The organism is Variovorax palleresanus, from assembly GCF_051144945.1.
GTDB lineage: Bacteria > Pseudomonadota > Gammaproteobacteria > Burkholderiales > Burkholderiaceae_C > Variovorax > Variovorax paradoxus_S.
Map to the genome: position 1 here is coordinate 2,083,598 of NZ_JBJNVP010000002.1, position 15,649 is coordinate 2,099,246.

The 15,649-nt window shown below is 66.9% G+C and carries 16 protein-coding genes; 12 read left to right on the plus strand and 4 right to left on the minus strand.

What is annotated here, in order from left to right; translation table 11 throughout:
- The first annotated feature begins 15 nt into the window (after nucleotides 1-15).
- The 3 genes from ACJ7Z0_RS13625 (at nucleotide 16) to ACJ7Z0_RS13635 (ending at nucleotide 5,363) form a co-directional block, all read left to right on the plus strand.
- On the plus strand, nucleotides 16-3,177 hold the full coding sequence (locus ACJ7Z0_RS13625) for an efflux RND transporter permease subunit (RefSeq protein ID WP_434790273.1): 3,162 nt from the start codon (nucleotides 16-18) through the stop codon (nucleotides 3,175-3,177).
- Entirely contained in the window at nucleotides 3,174-4,595 is a 1,422-nt protein-coding gene (locus ACJ7Z0_RS13630; protein WP_434790274.1) for an efflux transporter outer membrane subunit, read from the plus strand. Before ACJ7Z0_RS13625 ends, ACJ7Z0_RS13630 begins: the two co-directional genes overlap by 4 nt.
- A 153-nt stretch (nucleotides 4,596-4,748) precedes the next feature.
- A complete protein-coding gene (locus ACJ7Z0_RS13635) occupies nucleotides 4,749-5,363 on the plus strand; it encodes a c-type cytochrome (protein WP_434790275.1) in 615 nt (204 codons plus the stop codon).
- Nucleotides 5,364-5,435: 72 nt separating this feature from the next.
- Here the strand turns inward: ACJ7Z0_RS13635 and ACJ7Z0_RS13640 are convergent, their stop codons facing one another.
- From ACJ7Z0_RS13640 to ACJ7Z0_RS13650, 3 genes are read right to left on the minus strand one after another with little or no spacing between them, the layout of a single operon-like run.
- Nucleotides 5,436-5,984 carry a DUF2946 family protein gene (locus ACJ7Z0_RS13640; protein ID WP_434790276.1) on the minus strand — a complete coding sequence of 183 codons (549 nt, stop codon included), beginning with the start codon at nucleotides 5,982-5,984 and terminating at the stop codon, nucleotides 5,436-5,438.
- The gene (locus tag ACJ7Z0_RS13645; RefSeq protein WP_434792660.1) at nucleotides 5,968-6,999 is read right to left on the minus strand and encodes a YheT family hydrolase; all 1,032 of its coding nucleotides are present in this window, start codon (nucleotides 6,997-6,999) and stop codon (nucleotides 5,968-5,970) included. The genes ACJ7Z0_RS13640 and ACJ7Z0_RS13645 overlap by 17 nt, the downstream gene beginning before the upstream one ends.
- A gap of 45 nt (nucleotides 7,000-7,044) precedes the next feature.
- Nucleotides 7,045-7,497, minus strand: a complete 453-nt coding sequence (locus tag ACJ7Z0_RS13650; RefSeq protein WP_431126996.1) for a YybH family protein — start codon at nucleotides 7,495-7,497, stop codon at nucleotides 7,045-7,047.
- A gap of 217 nt (nucleotides 7,498-7,714) precedes the next feature.
- On the opposite strand from ACJ7Z0_RS13650, the gene rutA reads away from it, so the two are divergent.
- From rutA to rutF, 6 genes are read left to right on the plus strand one after another with little or no spacing between them, the layout of a single operon-like run.
- Nucleotides 7,715-8,827 (plus strand): pyrimidine utilization protein A, encoded by a 1,113-nt coding sequence (gene rutA / locus ACJ7Z0_RS13655; protein WP_434790277.1) that lies wholly within the window; start codon nucleotides 7,715-7,717, stop codon nucleotides 8,825-8,827.
- A gap of 14 nt (nucleotides 8,828-8,841) precedes the next feature.
- Nucleotides 8,842-9,633 (plus strand): pyrimidine utilization protein B, encoded by a 792-nt coding sequence (gene rutB / locus ACJ7Z0_RS13660; RefSeq protein ID WP_434790278.1) that lies wholly within the window; start codon nucleotides 8,842-8,844, stop codon nucleotides 9,631-9,633.
- Between the two features lie 23 nt (nucleotides 9,634-9,656).
- Nucleotides 9,657-10,049: a pyrimidine utilization protein C gene (gene rutC, locus ACJ7Z0_RS13665; protein WP_434790279.1), complete on the plus strand. Its 393-nt coding sequence runs from the start codon at nucleotides 9,657-9,659 to the stop codon at nucleotides 10,047-10,049.
- A gap of 2 nt (nucleotides 10,050-10,051) precedes the next feature.
- Nucleotides 10,052-10,855, plus strand: a complete 804-nt coding sequence (gene rutD / locus ACJ7Z0_RS13670) for a pyrimidine utilization protein D (protein WP_434790280.1) — start codon at nucleotides 10,052-10,054, stop codon at nucleotides 10,853-10,855.
- The gene (locus tag ACJ7Z0_RS13675) at nucleotides 10,852-11,454 is read left to right on the plus strand and encodes a malonic semialdehyde reductase (RefSeq protein WP_434790281.1); all 603 of its coding nucleotides are present in this window, start codon (nucleotides 10,852-10,854) and stop codon (nucleotides 11,452-11,454) included. Before rutD ends, ACJ7Z0_RS13675 begins: the two co-directional genes overlap by 4 nt.
- A 21-nt stretch (nucleotides 11,455-11,475) precedes the next feature.
- A complete protein-coding gene (gene rutF, locus ACJ7Z0_RS13680; protein ID WP_434790282.1) occupies nucleotides 11,476-12,018 on the plus strand; it encodes an NADH-dependent FMN reductase RutF in 543 nt (180 codons plus the stop codon).
- 147 nt (nucleotides 12,019-12,165) lie between these two features.
- Here the strand turns inward: rutF and rutR are convergent, their stop codons facing one another.
- Complete coding sequence (gene rutR / locus ACJ7Z0_RS13685) at nucleotides 12,166-12,876, minus strand: HTH-type transcriptional regulator RutR (RefSeq protein WP_434790283.1); 711 nt, start codon at nucleotides 12,874-12,876, stop codon at nucleotides 12,166-12,168.
- A gap of 200 nt (nucleotides 12,877-13,076) precedes the next feature.
- Here rutR and ACJ7Z0_RS13690 point away from each other — a divergent pair, with 200 nt between their 5' ends.
- From ACJ7Z0_RS13690 to ACJ7Z0_RS13700, 3 genes are all read left to right on the plus strand, one after another.
- Nucleotides 13,077-14,078, plus strand: coding sequence for an isopenicillin N synthase family dioxygenase (locus ACJ7Z0_RS13690; RefSeq protein WP_434790284.1), 1,002 nt, complete (start codon nucleotides 13,077-13,079; stop codon nucleotides 14,076-14,078).
- Between the two features lie 2 nt (nucleotides 14,079-14,080).
- The gene (locus ACJ7Z0_RS13695) at nucleotides 14,081-14,467 is read left to right on the plus strand and encodes a VOC family protein (protein ID WP_434790285.1); all 387 of its coding nucleotides are present in this window, start codon (nucleotides 14,081-14,083) and stop codon (nucleotides 14,465-14,467) included.
- Nucleotides 14,468-14,531: 64 nt separating this feature from the next.
- The gene (locus ACJ7Z0_RS13700; RefSeq protein ID WP_434790286.1) at nucleotides 14,532-15,638 is read left to right on the plus strand and encodes a BMP family ABC transporter substrate-binding protein; all 1,107 of its coding nucleotides are present in this window, start codon (nucleotides 14,532-14,534) and stop codon (nucleotides 15,636-15,638) included.
- Nucleotides 15,639-15,649 lie beyond the last annotated feature (11 nt).

Genomic DNA, 15,649 nt, shown 5'->3' on the forward strand with positions numbered 1-15,649 from the left:
CAGGAGCGCGCCCGCATGGCCAAATTCTTTATCGACCGACCGATCTTCGCCTGGGTGATCGCGCTGTTCATCCTGGTGATGGGCGGCGTCGCCATCACCCAGCTGCCGATCTCGCAGTACCCGCCGGTGGCACCGCCGGCCATCGTGATCAACGTCGCCTATCCGGGCGCCTCGGCCCAGACGCTGGAGGACAGCGTGCTGTCCGTCATCGAGCGCGAGATGAACGGCTCGCCGGGCCTGATCTACATGGAGTCGGTGGCCCAGGCCGACGGCACGGGCACCATCACCATCAGCTTCCAGGCCGGCACCAACCCCGACCTGGCGCAGGTGGACGTGCAGAACCGGCTCTCCCGCGCCACGCCGCGCCTGCCGGCCGCCGTGACGCAGCAGGGCGTGCGCGTGGACAAGGCGCGCAACAACTTCCTGCTGTTTGCGATGCTGTCCTCGGACAACCCGGACTTCACCCCGGTGGCGCTCGGCGACTATGCCGCGCGCAACATCGTGCCCGAGCTGCAGCGCGTGGTGGGCGTGGGCCAGGCCCAGCTGTTCGGTACCGAGAACGCCATGCGCGTCTGGGTCGATCCGGCCAAGCTGCAGGGCTTCAACCTGTCGGCCACCGACGTGAACAACGCCATTCGCGCGCAGAACGCCCAGGTGTCCTCGGGCTCCATCGGCGACCTGCCCAACATTCCCGGCCAGGCCATTGCGGCCACGGTGGTGGTGAACGGCCAGCTCGCCAACGTGGAGCAGTTCAAGAACATCATTCTGCGAGCCAACACCGACGGCTCGGCCGTGCGGCTGAAAGACGTGGCGCGGGTCGAGCTTGGCGGCCAGTCGTATGCCACCTCGGCGCGCCTGAACGGCGTGCCCGCGGTCGGCATTGGCGTGCAGCCCACGCCCAACGGCAACGCGCTTCAATCGGCCAAGGCGATCCGTGCCAAGATGACCGAGCTCGAGCGCTTCTTCCCGCCGGGCGTGAAGTGGACCATTCCGTACGACAGCTCGCGCTTCGTGCAGATTTCCATCACCGAGGTGGTCAAGACGCTGCTCGAAGCCGTGGCGCTGGTGTTCGTGGTGATGTTCCTGTTCTTGCAGAACTGGCGCTACACGATCATCCCGACCATCGTGGTGCCCATTGCGCTCCTGGGCACGTTCGCCTCGCTGCTCGCGCTGGGCTTCTCGATCAACGTGCTGACCATGTTCGGCATGGTGCTGGTGATCGGTATCGTGGTGGACGACGCCATCGTGGTGGTCGAGAACGTCGAGCGCATCATGAGCGAAGAGGGGCTTTCGCCTCTGGAAGCCACGCGCAAGGCCATGAAGCAGATCTCGGGCGCCATCATCGGCGTGACCGTGGTGCTGATCTCGGTGTTCGTGCCGCTGGCGTTCTTTGCGGGCTCGACCGGCAACATCTACCGCCAGTTCTCGGCGGTGATGGTGACCTCGATCGCCTTCTCGGCCTTCATGGCGCTGTCGCTCACGCCTGCCCTGTGCGCCACGCTGCTCAAGCCGGTGGAAGCTGGCCACCACCACGAGAAGACCGGCTTCTTCGGCTGGTTCAACCGTGGCTTCACGCGCACCGCCAAGGGCTATGAAAGCCTGGTCGCGCGCATTCTGCGCCGCGCCGCGCGCTACCTGATCATCTACGTGGCGATCATCGGCGCGGTGGTGTTCACCTACATGCGGCTGCCAAGCTCGTTCCTTCCCGCGGAAGACCAGGGCAACATCATCGTGAATGTGCAGCTGCCGCCGGGCGCCACGCAAGAGCGCGCACTGTCGGTCATGCAGCAGGTCGAAGGCTTCATCCTGAAGCAGCCCGAAGTGCAGAGCATGGTGGGCGTGATGGGCTTCAGCTTCTCGGGCCAGGGCCAGAACGCGGGCCTCGCATTCGTGACGCTGAAGGACTGGGACGAACGCAAGGACCCGGCCCAATCGGCCCAGGCGCTGGCGGGCCGCGCCTTCGGTGCGCTCTCCGGCATCCGCGACGCCTTCATCTACCCGCTGAGCCCGCCGCCCATCCCTGAACTGGGCAATGCCAGCGGCTTCAGCTTCCGGCTGCAGGACCGCTCGGGCGCGGGCCACGATGCGCTCATCAATGCGCGCAACCAGCTGCTGGGCATGGCCGGGCAAAGCAAGATCCTGTCGCAGGTGCGCCCCGACGGCCTGGAGGACGCGCCTCAGCTGCAGATCGACATCGACCGCGACAAGGCGAACGCCCTGGGCGTGACCTTCGACGCGATCAACGCGACGCTGTCGACCGGCCTGGGTTCGAGCTACATCAACGACTTTCCGAACCGCGGCCGCCTGCAGCGCGTGGTGGTGCAAGCCGATGCGCCGGCCCGCATGCAGCCCGACGACCTGCTGCGCCTGAACGCCAGCAACACGCAGGGCCAGCCGGTGCCGCTGTCGGCCTTTGCCACCACCAAGTGGGTCAAGGGCGCCACGCAGACGGTGCGCTACAACGGCTACCCGGCCATCCGCATCAGCGGCGACGCCGCCGCGGGCTTCAGCACGGGCGCGGCCATGGCCGAGATGGAAAAGCTCGCCGCCCAACTGCCGCAAGGCTTCGGCTTTGAATGGACGGGCCAGTCGCGCGAGGAAAAGCTGGCAGGTTCGCAGGCCATCGTGCTGTACGGCTTCGCGATCCTGGCGGTGTTCCTGTGCCTGGCCGCGCTGTACGAGAGCTGGTCGATCCCGCTGTCGGTGATTCTGGTGGTGCCGCTGGGCGTGCTGGGCGTGCTGCTGGCAACCATGCTGCGCGCCTACTCCAACGACGTGTACTTCCAGGTGGGACTGATCACCATCATCGGCCTCTCGGCGAAGAACGCGATCCTGATCATCGAGTTTGCGAAGGACCTGCAGGCGCAGGGCAAGGGCATCGTCGAATCGGCCCTGGCCGCGGCCCACCTGCGGTTCCGGCCGATCATCATGACCTCGCTGGCCTTCGGCCTGGGCGTGGTGCCGCTGGTGATCGCCTCGGGCGCCGGCTCGGCCAGCCAGCGCGCCATCGGCACGGGTGTGCTCGGCGGCATGGTGACGGGCACGGCGCTGGCGGTGATCTTCGTGCCGGTGTTCTTCGTGGTGGTGCGCAGCCTGTTCAAGGGCAGTGCGCGCCAGCATGAAGCCGACAAGCGGCATGCGGAGGCAGCCGGCATCACGGAAGAAAAAGCAACATGACCAAGAAACTGATCCCCACAGCCCTGGCAGCGGCCATGCTGCTGGCCGGCTGCTCGCTGATTCCGACCTACGAGCGCCCCGCGGCGCCGGTGCCGACCACCTTTCCGGGCGATCCGGCGCAGCCGGCCGGCCAGGCCGCGGCGGCCGTGCCGTGGGAAGACTTCTTTACCGACGCGCGGCTCAATGGATTGATCCGCACCGCGCTGGAGAACAACCGCGACCTGCGCGTCTCGGTGCTCAACATCGAGCAGGCGCGCGCGCAATTTCAGGTCCAGCGCTCGTCGCTGTTCCCGGCGGTCGGCCTCACGGGCAGCGGATCGCGCTCGAGCCCCAACCCCTACCAGGCGTTCGACAGCAGCGTGGGCAGCGTGTCGTCGCAGTACAGCGTCAACCTGGGCATCACGGCCTGGGAGATCGACTTCTTCGGCCGCATCCGCGCGCTGAAGGACCAGGCGCTGTCGCAATACCTGGCCACCGAGGAATCGCGCAAGGCCGCGCAGGTGAGCCTGATTGCGGCGGTCGCCACCGGCTGGCTCACGCTGATTGCCGACGACGAACTGCTCGAACTCACGCGCCAGACGCTGGTCACGCGCGAAGAATCGGTGCGCCTGACCAAGATGCGCTTCGACAACGGGGTTTCGTCCGAGCTCGATTTCCAGGCCGCCAACTCGCTTGCCGAAACCGCGCGCGCTTCTTATGCGCAGCAGCAGCGCACGCGCATGCAGGACGAGAACGCCCTCGCCCTGCTGCTGGGCGCGCCGGTTCCGGCCAGCGCCACGGCAGGCGGGGTCAAGGGCCTGGACAGCGTGCAGCCGATGCCCGACGTGCCGGCCGGCCTGCCCTCCGACCTGCTGGCCGAGCGGCCCGACATCCGCGCGGCCGAGCAGCAGCTCATTGCGGCCAACGCCAACATCGGCGCGGCGCGCGCCAACTTCTTCCCGCGCGTGTCGCTGACCACCACGCTCGGCACCGCGAGCAGCGAGTTCTCGGGCCTGTTCGACAGCGGCTCCAAGGCCTGGTCGTTCGCGCCGTCGATCACGCTGCCGATCTTCGACGCGGGCCGCAACCGGGCCACGCTCGACTCGGCCAAGGCCGGGCGCGAGATTGCCGTGGCGCAGTACGAGAAGTCGATCCAGACCGCGTTCCGCGAAGTGGCCGACGCCCTGGCCGGCCGCGCCACGCTGGGCGAGCAGGTGCGTGCGCAGCGCGCGCAGGCGGACGCCGAGTCGGTGCGCTTCCGGCTTTCCGACATGCGCTACCGCAACGGCATCGCGAGCGCGCTCGACCTGCTCGATGCGCAGCGCTCGCTCTACACGGCCCAGCAATCGGCCGTCACCACGCGGCTCTTGCAGCTGCAGAACCAGGTCACGCTCTACAAGACGCTGGGCGGCGGCTGGGCCACGCGCAAGGCTGGGTGAACGCCGCCTGAAGCGCCTTCTTCGGCGCTGGTCTGGGCTCGTTGCGTCGAGGCATCGCGGAGAGGCCTTCCGTCCTTTAGGCGGAGGGCCTCTCTATAATCGCCGGTTGATTCGAAAAAGCCCCCCGACGAGCCCCCGTTATTGAGGACGCCAATGAGCGCAGACCCGCATTACCAGGCCAAAGAAGAAGCCCATTCCGGCCCGATCAAGAACCCGAAGCAACTGCTGCTCGCGGTATTTTTCTCCTTCGTTGTACCCATTCTGATCATCGTGGGCCTCGTGGCCTATGTGGTTTCGGACACCAAGCCCGCGGGCACGGCCGAGGGCGACAACATGGCGCTCTACGGTGTCTCCAAGGATGCGCGCGACCGCGAAGTGGCCGAGCGGCTCAAGAAGGTCGGCGCCATCGAGATCCGCGATGCCAACCGCCCGCTCGCAGCCGGCGATGCCGTTTTCAAGGCGCAATGCGCGGCCTGCCACGCCGCGCCCGGCATTCCCGGCGCGCCCCACCTGAACGACGCCGCGGCCTGGGGCCCGCGCATCGGCCAGGGCTACGCGACGCTGCTCGACCATGCGCTGCATGGCAAGGGCGCCATGCCGGCCCAGGGCGGCGGCGACTTCGAAGACCTCGAAATCGGCCGTGCCGTGGTCTACATGGCCAACGCCGGCGGCGCCAAGTTCCCGATGCCCGATCGTCCCGCAGCAGCAGCAGCCCCGGCCGCGGGCGCTGCCTCGGCAGCCGCACCGGCGGCCAGCGCAAGCAAGTAAGCGCTACTTCACTGCCAAAGAGAAAGCCGGCTTCGAGCCGGCTTTTTCATGGGCGACGCAAAGTCGCGGCGGCTACTTTGCCATGGCTGCGAGCCGGCGCGCCGCCGGGCTCAGCACATGGCCGAAGCGCTGCGGCAAGTCGCCCGCGTGCACTGCCTCGGGAGTCCACAGGCCCTGCTCCACGGCTTCGGCCGCAAGGCCAACGTCCAGCGTATGGACCAGCCCGAGCCCGAGCGGCGTGGCAAGGTAGAGGCGGCCCTGCTCGTCGAGCAGGCAGGCCGTGATGCTGTCGACCGGCTGCCCCGTGTGGGCGGTGACGGCAAAGCCCTTGTCGTCGGCAACACGCCAGACGAAAGGCGCGGCCTCCAGCTCGACGTAGACGCGCTGCGGCCCATTCTGAAAGAACCACTGGCCCTCTCCGTCATGGTCGTAGTTGCGCTGGATGAAGTCGATCAGCTTCTCGTGCCGCAGCATCGAACCCTTCTCGGTCGGGAATGGACCCACGGCCTGCGTGCGGTCGTCGCGCATGTACCAGTTGCCGCGCGCGTCCAGGCCAAGCCAGCCGTAGCAGTGCGGCACGTTGGGCCACTTGGCGAGCGCCTGTTTAACGATGTCGTCCATGAAAGCTATTGTGCTCGCCCGCGCGCGGAATGGGGGCTGCAAACTGGCTGAGCCAGCCGCCCACTCGCTCCGGCATGCCCCGCACGTGCCCTGGCGGCACCCCGAGCGGAAAACCCACGTGGCCGCCGTGCGCGGGTTGCCACAGCGTCACGTACGGGCCGACCTCGCCGGGGCCCGGCAGGCTGCTGGCCGGAATGAACGGATCGTTGAGCGCATTCACCACCAGCGTGGGCACGCGGATCGCGCGGAGGTGCGGCTTGGACGAGCCCCGTGCCCAGTAGTCGTCGGTGTTGCGAAAGCCGTGCAGCGGCGCGGTGAACACGTCGTCGAAGGCATAGAGATCCCGTGCCGCGAGCAGCCGCTCGCGGTCGAACAGCCCGGGAAACTGCGCCAGCTTGGCCAGCGCCTTGGGCTTCATGGTCGAGAGGAACATGCGCGTGTAGACCAGCCGGTTGAAGCCGCGTCCGATGGCCTGGCCGCCGGCGGTCAGGTCAACCGGCGCAGACACCGAAGCCACCGCATTGACCGAGGCGCGGGCCGTCTCGCCGGCCTCGCAGGCCCAGCGCAACAGCGCGTTGCCGCCGAGCGAGACGCCCGCCGCCAGCACCGGGCCGCCGCCGCGCAGCGCATGCTGGCCGTGCATGCGCCGCAGGATCCAGCCGATCTCTTCGTAGTCGCCCGAGTGGTAGGCGCGCGGCGCCAGGTTCATCTCGCCGCTGCAGCCCCTGAAATGCGGCACCGCGAAGGCCATCCCGCGCGCGGCCGCAAAGGCCGCGAACGCCTCCGCATAGTGGCTGCGGGAAGAGCCCTCCAGCCCATGGAACAGCACCAGCAGCGGCTGCGGGCCGGGCAAGGCCGCATCGACGAAATCGACGTCGATGAAGTCGCCGTCGGGCGCGGTCCAGCGCTCGCGGCGGTACAAGGGCGCCGGCCCGTCGAAGCGGCGCGCATACAGCGCCGGCCAGATGGTCTGCAGGTTGCCGCCGGGCAGCCACCGGGGCGCCATGTAGCCCATGGACGAATTCATGGAGGGTGAAGAGGGCGCGTCGGCAGGCATCGATCAGTGCAGGGTCTGGGGTGGATCGTTCGAATCGCTGGGCTCACGCGCGCTGCCGGGGCTCGCATGGTGGGCCACCAGGCGCCAGCCTTCCACGGTCTTGTGATAGACGTTGGTGGCCAGCACGAAGGCGTGCTTGGGTCCTTCGGCGGTGAGCACCTCGATGCGTTCGAGCACGTTGTGCACCGCGCTCGCAAGCGACTCGATCTTGCGCACGCGCGCCGGCGTCGCATGGATGGCGCCGTTGCCGAACATCTGCTCGAAAGCCGTGCGGATGGCGGTGGCCCCGACCAGCCGCGGCCCGCCCGGATGAACGCAGAACACCTCGTCCTCGTCGGCCCAGCAGGCCATCAATGCGTCGATGTCGCCGCGCTGCAGCGCTTCATAAAAGGCCGCCTCGACGTCGTCGGCAGTGCCGCCGATGGCCGCGGCGGCGCGGAGTGGGGTCTTGGGCATGGCGTGATTTTGCCGCGCGATCCGTGACGCGGAGACCGCACCGCTTTGGCTCCGCGCGCACCGGGCTGCCGCAAGCGCGGAGATTCAAATGCTCCACTTTGGACCAAATGGTCAAACAAACACATTTATAAACAGTCAAGCTATTGATTTAAAACAACTTTCTTCTTTGGCACGGCCTATGCATAGGGCTTTCGGACCTTGCAACAGGAGCTTCTGCATGAATGTCGGCATCTTCATTCCCATCGGCAACAACGGCTGGCTGCTTTCCGAAAACGCACCGCAATACAAGCCGAGTTTCGAACTCAACAAGGAGATCACGCTGACAGCCGAGCGCTACGGCGTGGACTTCGTGCTGTCGATGATCAAGCTGCGCGGCTTCGGCGGCAAGACCGAGTTCTGGGACCACAACCTCGAGTCGTTCACGCTCATGGCCGGGCTCGCGGCCGTGACCACCAAGATCAAGCTCTTTGCCACCGCCGCCTCGCTGGTGATGCCGCCGGCCATCGTCGCGCGCATGGCGTCGACCATCGATTCGATCTCCAACGGCCGTTTCGGCCTGAACCTCGTCACCGGCTGGCAGCGGCCCGAGTATTCGCAGATGGGCATGTGGCCCGGCGACCAGTTCTTCGGCACGCGCTACCAGTACCTCTCAGAATACATCCAGGTGCTGCGCGACCTCTGGGGCACCGGCCAGTCGGACTTCAAGGGCGCGCACTTCCAGATGGACGACTGCCGCCTGAGCCCCCGGCCCCAGGCCGACATGAAGGTGATCTGCGCGGGCCAGAGCGACGCCGGCATGGACTTTTCCGCGAAGTACGCCGACTACAACTTCTGCTTCGGCAAGGGCGTGAACACGCCCAAGGCCTTTGCGCCCGCGGCCGAGAAGCTCATCGAGGCCACGCGCAAGACCGGCCGCCACGTCACCACCTATGTGCTGGTGATGGTGATTGCCGACGAAACCGACGACGCCGCGCGCGCCAAGTGGGAGCACTACAAGGCCGGCGCCGACCACGAGGCGATTGCGTGGCTCGGCCAGCAGGGCGCGGCCGACACCAAGTCGGGCGCCGACACCAACGTGCGCCAGATGGCCGACCCGACCTCGGCCGTCAACATCAACATGGGCACGTTGGTCGGCTCCTATGCCACCGTGGCCGGCCTGCTCGACGAAATGGCCGAGGTGCCGGGCACCGAAGGCGTGCTGCTCACTTTCGACGACTTCCTGCAGGGCGTGCAAGCCTTCGGCGAGCGCATCCAGCCGCTGATGAAGAGCCGCGCGCACGTGCAGAGCCCCGTGGCCTCGCAGGCCGAACCCGAGCGCCTTGCGGCCTGAAGGGAACGAAGCGCATGGCCACGCCCGCACGCAACACCACGCTCACCTCGACCACCCCCGTCGGTGCCCCGCGTCTGCCCGGCGCACCCGCGCCGATGGTGCTGCCCGCGCGGCCCGAACCACTCGCGCTGCATGCCACCGATTCAGCCCTGGTCGTGGTCGACATGCAGAACGCCTATGCGTCGATCGGCGGCTACGTCGACTCGGCGGGCTTCGACATTTCAGGCGCGCAGGGCACCATCGCCAACATCGCGCGCGCCATTGCGGCGGCGCGCGCGGCCGGCATGCTGGTCGTGTTTCTGCAGAACGGCTGGGACGCGGCCTACGTCGAAGCGGGCGGCCCGGGCTCGCCCAACTGGCACAAGTCGAACGCGCTCAAGACCATGCGCGCCAAGCCCGAGCTCGAGGGCAAGTTCCTCGCCAAGGGCGGCTGGGACTACGAACTCATTGACCAGATGAAGCCGCAACCCGGCGACATCGTGGTGCCCAAGACGCGCTACAGCGGCTTCTTCAACAGCACGCTCGACAGCACCTTGCGCTCGCGGGGCATCCGCCACCTGGTGTTCACCGGCATCGCGACCAACGTGTGCGTCGAGTCGACGCTGCGCGACGCGTTCCACCTCGAATATTTTGCTGTGATGCTCGAAGACGCGACGCACGAGCTTGGCGGTGCGGCCATACAGAAGGCGTCGGTCTACAACGTCGAGACCTTCTTCGGCTGGGTCTCCACGGTGGACCAGTTCTGCGCCACCTTTGCGCCCGAACCTGTCGCCCCGCCTGTTGCGGCCGAAGCGGCCATTGCCTGATTTTTTTCAAAGGAGCCCACACCATGCCCAAGCAAGCCATCATCCCGGCCGGAACCACCACGCCCATCGCCCCGTTCGTGCCCGGCACCATGGCCGACGGCGTCGTCTACGTGTCGGGCACGCTGCCCTTCGACAAGGACAACAACGTGGTGCACGTGGGCGACGCCTCCGCGCAAACGCGCCACGTGCTCGAGACGATCCAGAACGTGATCAAGACGGCCGGCGGCACCATGGACGACGTGACCTTCAACATGATCATGATCAAGGACTGGGCCGACTACGCGAAGATCAACACGGTGTATGCCGAGTTCTTTCCGGGCACCAAGCCCGCGCGCTATTGCATCCAGTGCGGCCTGGTCAAGCCCGATGCGCTGGTCGAGATTGCCTCGATCGCCCACGTGGGCAACAAGGCCTGAACATGCCGCCGCTGCACTACGAAGTGCATGGGCCGGCCGATGGCGAGGCTGTGCTGCTGTCGTCGGGGCTCGGCGGTTCGGCCGCCTTCTGGCAACCGCAGCTTGGCGCGCTGGTCGAAGCGGGCCATCGCGTGATTGCGTACGACCAGCGCGGAACGGGCCGCAGCCCCGCCGCGCTCGACGCGGGCTACGCCATTGCCGACATGGCGCGCGACGTGGTGCGGATCCTCGACGCCACGTCGACGCCGCGCTGCCACCTGGTGGGCCATGCGCTGGGCGGGCTCGTCGGACTGCAGCTTGCGCTCGACGAGCCCTCGCGCGTGGCCAGCCTGGTGCTCGTCAATGCATGGTCCAAGCCCAACCCGCATTCGGCGCGCTGCTTCGATGCGCGGCTTGCGCTGCTCGATGCCTGCGGCCCGCGTGCGTACGTGGAAGCGCAGCCGATCTTTTTGTATCCCGCGGCCTGGTGCGCGGAGCACGCGCAGCGCGTGGCCGATGAGGTCGACCATGCCTTTGCGCATTTTCCCGGCGAGGCCAACATGCGTGCGCGCATTGCGGCATTGCGCGCCTTCGACATCGACGCGCGCCTCGGCGACATCACCATGCCCACCTTGGTGGCGGCCGCCATGGACGACGGGCTGGTGCCATGGACCTGTTCGCAGCGCCTGGCCGACGGCCTGCACGACGTCACGCTCCACTTCATGCCGCACGGCGGGCACGCGCACAGCGTGACCGAGGCGGACGCCTTCAACCGCAGCCTGCTCGACTTTCTTTCCCGGGTCAGCGCACCCGGCGTTCTCGCATGACCATCGCCTCCGCCCCCGCTCTCGACGACGCCGCACTGGCGCTTCTTTTTACCGAAGCACGCAGCCACAACGGCTGGACCACCGAACCCGTCACGGACGCGCAGATCCGGCAGATCTACGCGCTCGCATGCATGGGCCCGACGTCGGCCAACTGCTCGCCCGCGCGCTTCGTGTTCGTTCGCACGCCCGAAGGCAAGCAGCGCCTTGCGCCTGCGCTTTCCAAGGGCAACCTCGACAAGACCATGACGGCGCCGGTCACCGTGATTGCCGCGTGGGACCGCAAGTTCTACGACAAGCTGCCCACGCTGTTTCCGCACGCCGATGCGCGCAGCTGGTTCACCGGCAGCCCCGAGGCCGCACATGAAACCGCCTTTCGCAATGCAAGCCTGCAGGCAGGCTACCTGCTGCTCGCCGCACGCGCCGTGGGGCTCGATGCGGGGCCGATGTCGGGCTTCGACAAGGCCAAGGTCGATGCCGCATTTTTCGAGGGCACCGACTGGACCGCCAACTTCCTGATCAACCTCGGGCACGGCGATGCGGCCAAGGTGTTCGGCCGCCTGCCGCGGCTGGCCTTCGACGACGCCTGCCTTCTCGCCTGACGCCCACGGGAGTTTCTTCTCATGCTGCTGAACGCAATGGCTTCCAACAACGTCGCGCCAGGCGGCGCGCCGCACGTGCTGCCCAAGGCCGACTACCGCAATGCCATGGCGCGGCTGGGTGCCGCCGTCAACATCATCACCACCGACGGCCCGGCCGGCCGCGCCGGCTTCACGGCCTCGGCCGTGTGCAGCGTGACCGACGAGCCGCCGATGCTGCTGGTGTGCCTGAACCGTTCGGCCTCGGTGTACCCCGCGTTCACGGCCAACGGCGTGCTCTGCGTGAACGTGCTGGCGGCAGGCCACCAGTCGCTCTCGGGCCTGTTCGGCGGCAAGACGCCGATGGACGAGCGCTTTGCCGCCGGCCGCTGGAGCCGCAAGGCCACCGGCTCGCCGGTGCTCGAAGACGCGGCGGCCTCGTTCGACTGCCGCGTGGTGCGCGCCACCAGTGCGGGCACGCACGACGTGCTGTTCTGCGAAGCGGTGGCGATTGCGATCGGCGGTGCGGCGCAGAGTTTGATTTATTTCGATCGGCGCTATCACGAGATAGCAACGCCGCCGCACTGAGCTGGTCTTGTTCCCTCTCCCTTGCCTTGTCCCCTCTCCCTCTGGGAGAGGGTTAGGGTGAGGGCAGCGGCCTTCGCAATCTCGGCGAATCTCTAAGCGCCGCTGACCCTCACCCCAGCCCTCTCCCAGAGGGAGAGGGAGTAATTCCTAACGCGGCGCAATCCCCTGCAGCACGATCCGCTGCACGTTCTCCACCGTCTGCTCGAAGAACGCCGCATCTTCCAGCGTATGCCCCGTCAGCGCCTGCACCTGCACGCCGAAATCCGCATAGTGCTGCGTGATGGCCCAGAGCGCGAAGATCAAATGATGCGGATCGACCGGCGCGAGCTTGCCGGCCTCGATCCATGAACGGATGACCTCCGACTTTCGCTCCACCAGCGTGCGCAATTCGCGATCGAGTTCGTCGCGCAGGAGCGGCGCGCCCTGGATCATTTCGAGGCAGAACAATCGTGATGCATCCGGCCGGTCGCGCGAGATCACGAGCTTGCGGCGGATGTAGCTGCCGATGGCTTCGCGCGGGTCTTGCTCGGCACTGAATCCGCGCAGCGGCTCGAGCCACAGTTCGAGCAGGTCGCGCAGCACGCTGACGTACAGCTCCTCCTTGTTCGCAAAGTAATAGAGCAGGTTGCTCTTGGACACGTCGGCGCGCGCCGCCACCTGGTCGATCGACGTGCCGTGCAATCCGAAGCGCGAGAACAAGCCCAGCGCGGCGCCGAGGATGGCGCTGCGCTTGTCCTCGATCTGGCGCAGCCTGCGGCTCACCGCGGACGCGCTGCGCACCGCCGGTTTTGCGCGCTTGCGCGCCGGGCTGGTCTTCTTTGTGCTGCTGGCTGCGGCCAGCGCCTTGGTCTTCGGCATCTTCCCTCGCTTCTCGATTGCGGACTCTTCTTTCAACGCGCACCACTGTAAGGCCGCGGTGCATCGCGACGCGCCAAGCCAACCTTTGAAGCCCCTGCGCGCGCACCATGCTGACGCGGTAAATGCGTTTTGTCCATTTGGTCCAACTGGCACAGACGTTGCATGGCGAAAGGCATGCCAAGCACGAGGACGACCGACACATGACGCTCCTGTCCGTACCCATCATCGATCTCGCGCCCTACTTTGCCGGCACGCCCGAAGGCAAGGCCGAGGTCGCGGCAAAGGTCGACGAGGCTTGCCGCAGCATCGGCTTCCTCGTCATCACGAACCACGGCATTCCGGCCGAGCTGATCGCGCGCGTGTCGCAGCTCTCGCGTGCGTTCTTCGACATGCCACTGGCCGAGAAGCGCAAGGTCGATCGGCCGCGCCAGGATGCCGTGCGCGGCTACAGCGCTGTCGGCGAAGAAGGCCTTTCCTACAGCCTCGAAGAAGCCGCGCCCGGCGACCTGAAGGAATCGTTTTCGATCGGCCCTTCGAACGTGCCGGACGACGACTACCACCGCGGACCCGCCGCTGGCCCGCACTTCGAGCCCAACAGCTGGCCGCCCATCGGCGGATTCCGCGAGGCGTACGAGAGCTACTTCGAGGCCATGAGCGATCTCTCGCGCTCGCTGATGCGCATCTTCGCGCTCGGCCTTTCGCTCGACGAGCCGTTCTTCGACGACAAGATCGACAGGCACATCAGCATGTTCCGCGTGCTGAGCTATCCGCCGCAGCGCGAAGCGCCGCTGCCGGGACAACTGCGCGCCGGCGCGCACAGCGACTACGGCAGCCTCACCATCGTGCTGCCCGACGACAAGGGCCTGCAGGTGTTCAACAAGGCGGGCCAGTGGGTCGACGTGCCGCAGGTGGAAGGCGGACTGGTGGTCAACATTGCCGACCTGATGATGCAGTGGACCAACGACCAGTGGGTGTCCACGCTGCACCGCGTGGTCAACCCACCCTTTGACGTGGCAAGCACCAACCGCCGGCAGTCTCTGGTGTTCTTTCACCAGCCCAACTACGACGCGATGGTCGAGTGCCTGCCAAGCTGCCTCGCGCCGGGCGAAGAGCCGAAGTACGCGCCCATTTCATCGGGCGACCACCTCACGTCGAAGTTCGTCAAGCAGACCACCTTCGGCGGCACCAAGGCCGTGGCCTGAGCATGGCGCATCTGTCTTACGTCAACGTCTTTGCAAAAGACGTGGTTGCGCTCAGCGGCTTCTACCAGCACGTGTTCGGCTTCGCCGAGATCGAGGCGATCCGATCGCCGATCTTTCGCGGACTCGACACCGGCAAGTCGAGCCTCGGCTTCAACGCGCTCGAGGCCTACGAGCTGCTGCACCTGGCCGAGTTCTCCGACACGCGAGGCGTGAAGTTCCTGCTGAATATCGACGTCGACAGCAAGGACGACGTGGACCGCATGGTGCCGGTCGCGCTCGAGGCCGGCGCCACGCTGGTGAAGCCGCCCTACGTCACCTACTACAACTGGTACCAGTCGGTGCTGCTCGATCCCGAGGGCAACGTGTTCCGCATCAACTTCATGATGTGACGGCACGCGGTGGCCCGCCCCTCCTTCTTTCTTCCTTGACACGCTCCTCACGAAAGGTCGCTCCATGCTGCGCAATCCCACTCACGGCTTCACCTTCGGCCTTGCACTGTCGCTCGCAGCCGGCGGCGCGACGTTCGCGCTGCCCGCCATGGCGGCCGACGGCTTCACGCTGAAGGACAAGCCGAAGATCGCGATGCTCTATTTCGGCCCGAAGAACGACGGCGGCTGGACGCAGGCCTTCGACGAGGCACGGGCAAAGGTCGAGAAGGAAATCGGCCAGAAGATCCAGTTTGTCGAGAACGTGCCCGAAGACGCCTCGGCCATCAAGCCGGCAGCCGAGAAGTTCATCCAGCGCGGCGCCAACATCGTGATCGGCACGGCCTTCGGCTATTCCGACAGCTTCAAGGACCTGGCCGCCAAGTACCCCGGCGTGGCTTTTCTCAACGGCTCGGGCACTACCAACGGCAGCAACCTCGAATCGTTCTACGGCCGCACCTACGAGAGCCAGTACCTCTGCGGCATGGCCGCGGGCGCGGCCTCCAAGACCGGCAAGCTCGGCTTCGTCGCGGCCAACCCCTTCGGCGTCGTGAACTGGACCATCAACGCCTTTGCGCTGGGCGCGCAGAAGATGAACCCCAACGCCACGGTCAACGTGATCTATACCGGGGCGTGGAACGATCCCGTGAAGGAACGCGCCGCCGCCGCCGCGCTGATCGACCAGGGCGCCGACGTGATCGGCCAGCACGTCGACTCGCCCACGCCGCAGATCGTGGCGCAGGAGCGCGGCGTGTACGGCACCGGCCACCACCGCGACCTGCGCCAGTTCGCGCCCAAGGCCACGCTGTGCTCGTCGGTGTGGGTGTGGGACCGCTTCCTGACGCCCGAGCTCAAGAAGATCATGGCCGGCAACTGGAAGCCCGCGCCTTATGGCGCCTTCATCGAGATGAAGGACGGCGGCACCGACATCGCGGGCTTCGGCCCGGCGGTGCCCAAGGACAAGGCCGCACAGATCACGGCCGAGCGCGACGCCATCATGAAGGGCAAGCAGGTCTACGCCGGCCCGCTCGCCGACCGCGACGGCAAGGAGCGCGTGGCCAAGGGCGCGGTGCTGTCGGACGCCGACCTCTGGAAGATGGACTGGTTCGTCAAGGGCGTGGTCACGCAGAAGTAAGTGCAGGCAGG

Bases quoted from the DNA above. Each gene is read 5' to 3' on its own strand.
- ACJ7Z0_RS13625 (WP_434790273.1), top strand. From the start codon at position 16: ATGGCCAAATTCTTTATCGACCGACCGATCTTCGCCTGGGTGATCGCG.
- ACJ7Z0_RS13630 (WP_434790274.1), top strand. From the start codon at position 3,174: ATGACCAAGAAACTGATCCCCACAGCCCTGGCAGCGGCCATGCTGCTG.
- ACJ7Z0_RS13635 (WP_434790275.1), top strand. From the start codon at position 4,749: ATGAGCGCAGACCCGCATTACCAGGCCAAAGAAGAAGCCCATTCCGGC.
- ACJ7Z0_RS13640 (WP_434790276.1), bottom strand. From the start codon at position 5,984: ATGGACGACATCGTTAAACAGGCGCTCGCCAAGTGGCCCAACGTGCCG.
- ACJ7Z0_RS13645 (WP_434792660.1), bottom strand. From the start codon at position 6,999: ATGGGCTACATGGCGCCCCGGTGGCTGCCCGGCGGCAACCTGCAGACC.
- ACJ7Z0_RS13650 (WP_431126996.1), bottom strand. From the start codon at position 7,497: ATGCCCAAGACCCCACTCCGCGCCGCCGCGGCCATCGGCGGCACTGCC.
- rutA (WP_434790277.1), top strand. From the start codon at position 7,715: ATGAATGTCGGCATCTTCATTCCCATCGGCAACAACGGCTGGCTGCTT.
- rutB (WP_434790278.1), top strand. From the start codon at position 8,842: ATGGCCACGCCCGCACGCAACACCACGCTCACCTCGACCACCCCCGTC.
- rutC (WP_434790279.1), top strand. From the start codon at position 9,657: ATGCCCAAGCAAGCCATCATCCCGGCCGGAACCACCACGCCCATCGCC.
- rutD (WP_434790280.1), top strand. From the start codon at position 10,052: ATGCCGCCGCTGCACTACGAAGTGCATGGGCCGGCCGATGGCGAGGCT.
- ACJ7Z0_RS13675 (WP_434790281.1), top strand. From the start codon at position 10,852: ATGACCATCGCCTCCGCCCCCGCTCTCGACGACGCCGCACTGGCGCTT.
- rutF (WP_434790282.1), top strand. From the start codon at position 11,476: ATGCTGCTGAACGCAATGGCTTCCAACAACGTCGCGCCAGGCGGCGCG.
- rutR (WP_434790283.1), bottom strand. From the start codon at position 12,876: ATGCCGAAGACCAAGGCGCTGGCCGCAGCCAGCAGCACAAAGAAGACC.
- ACJ7Z0_RS13690 (WP_434790284.1), top strand. From the start codon at position 13,077: ATGACGCTCCTGTCCGTACCCATCATCGATCTCGCGCCCTACTTTGCC.
- ACJ7Z0_RS13695 (WP_434790285.1), top strand. From the start codon at position 14,081: ATGGCGCATCTGTCTTACGTCAACGTCTTTGCAAAAGACGTGGTTGCG.
- ACJ7Z0_RS13700 (WP_434790286.1), top strand. From the start codon at position 14,532: ATGCTGCGCAATCCCACTCACGGCTTCACCTTCGGCCTTGCACTGTCG.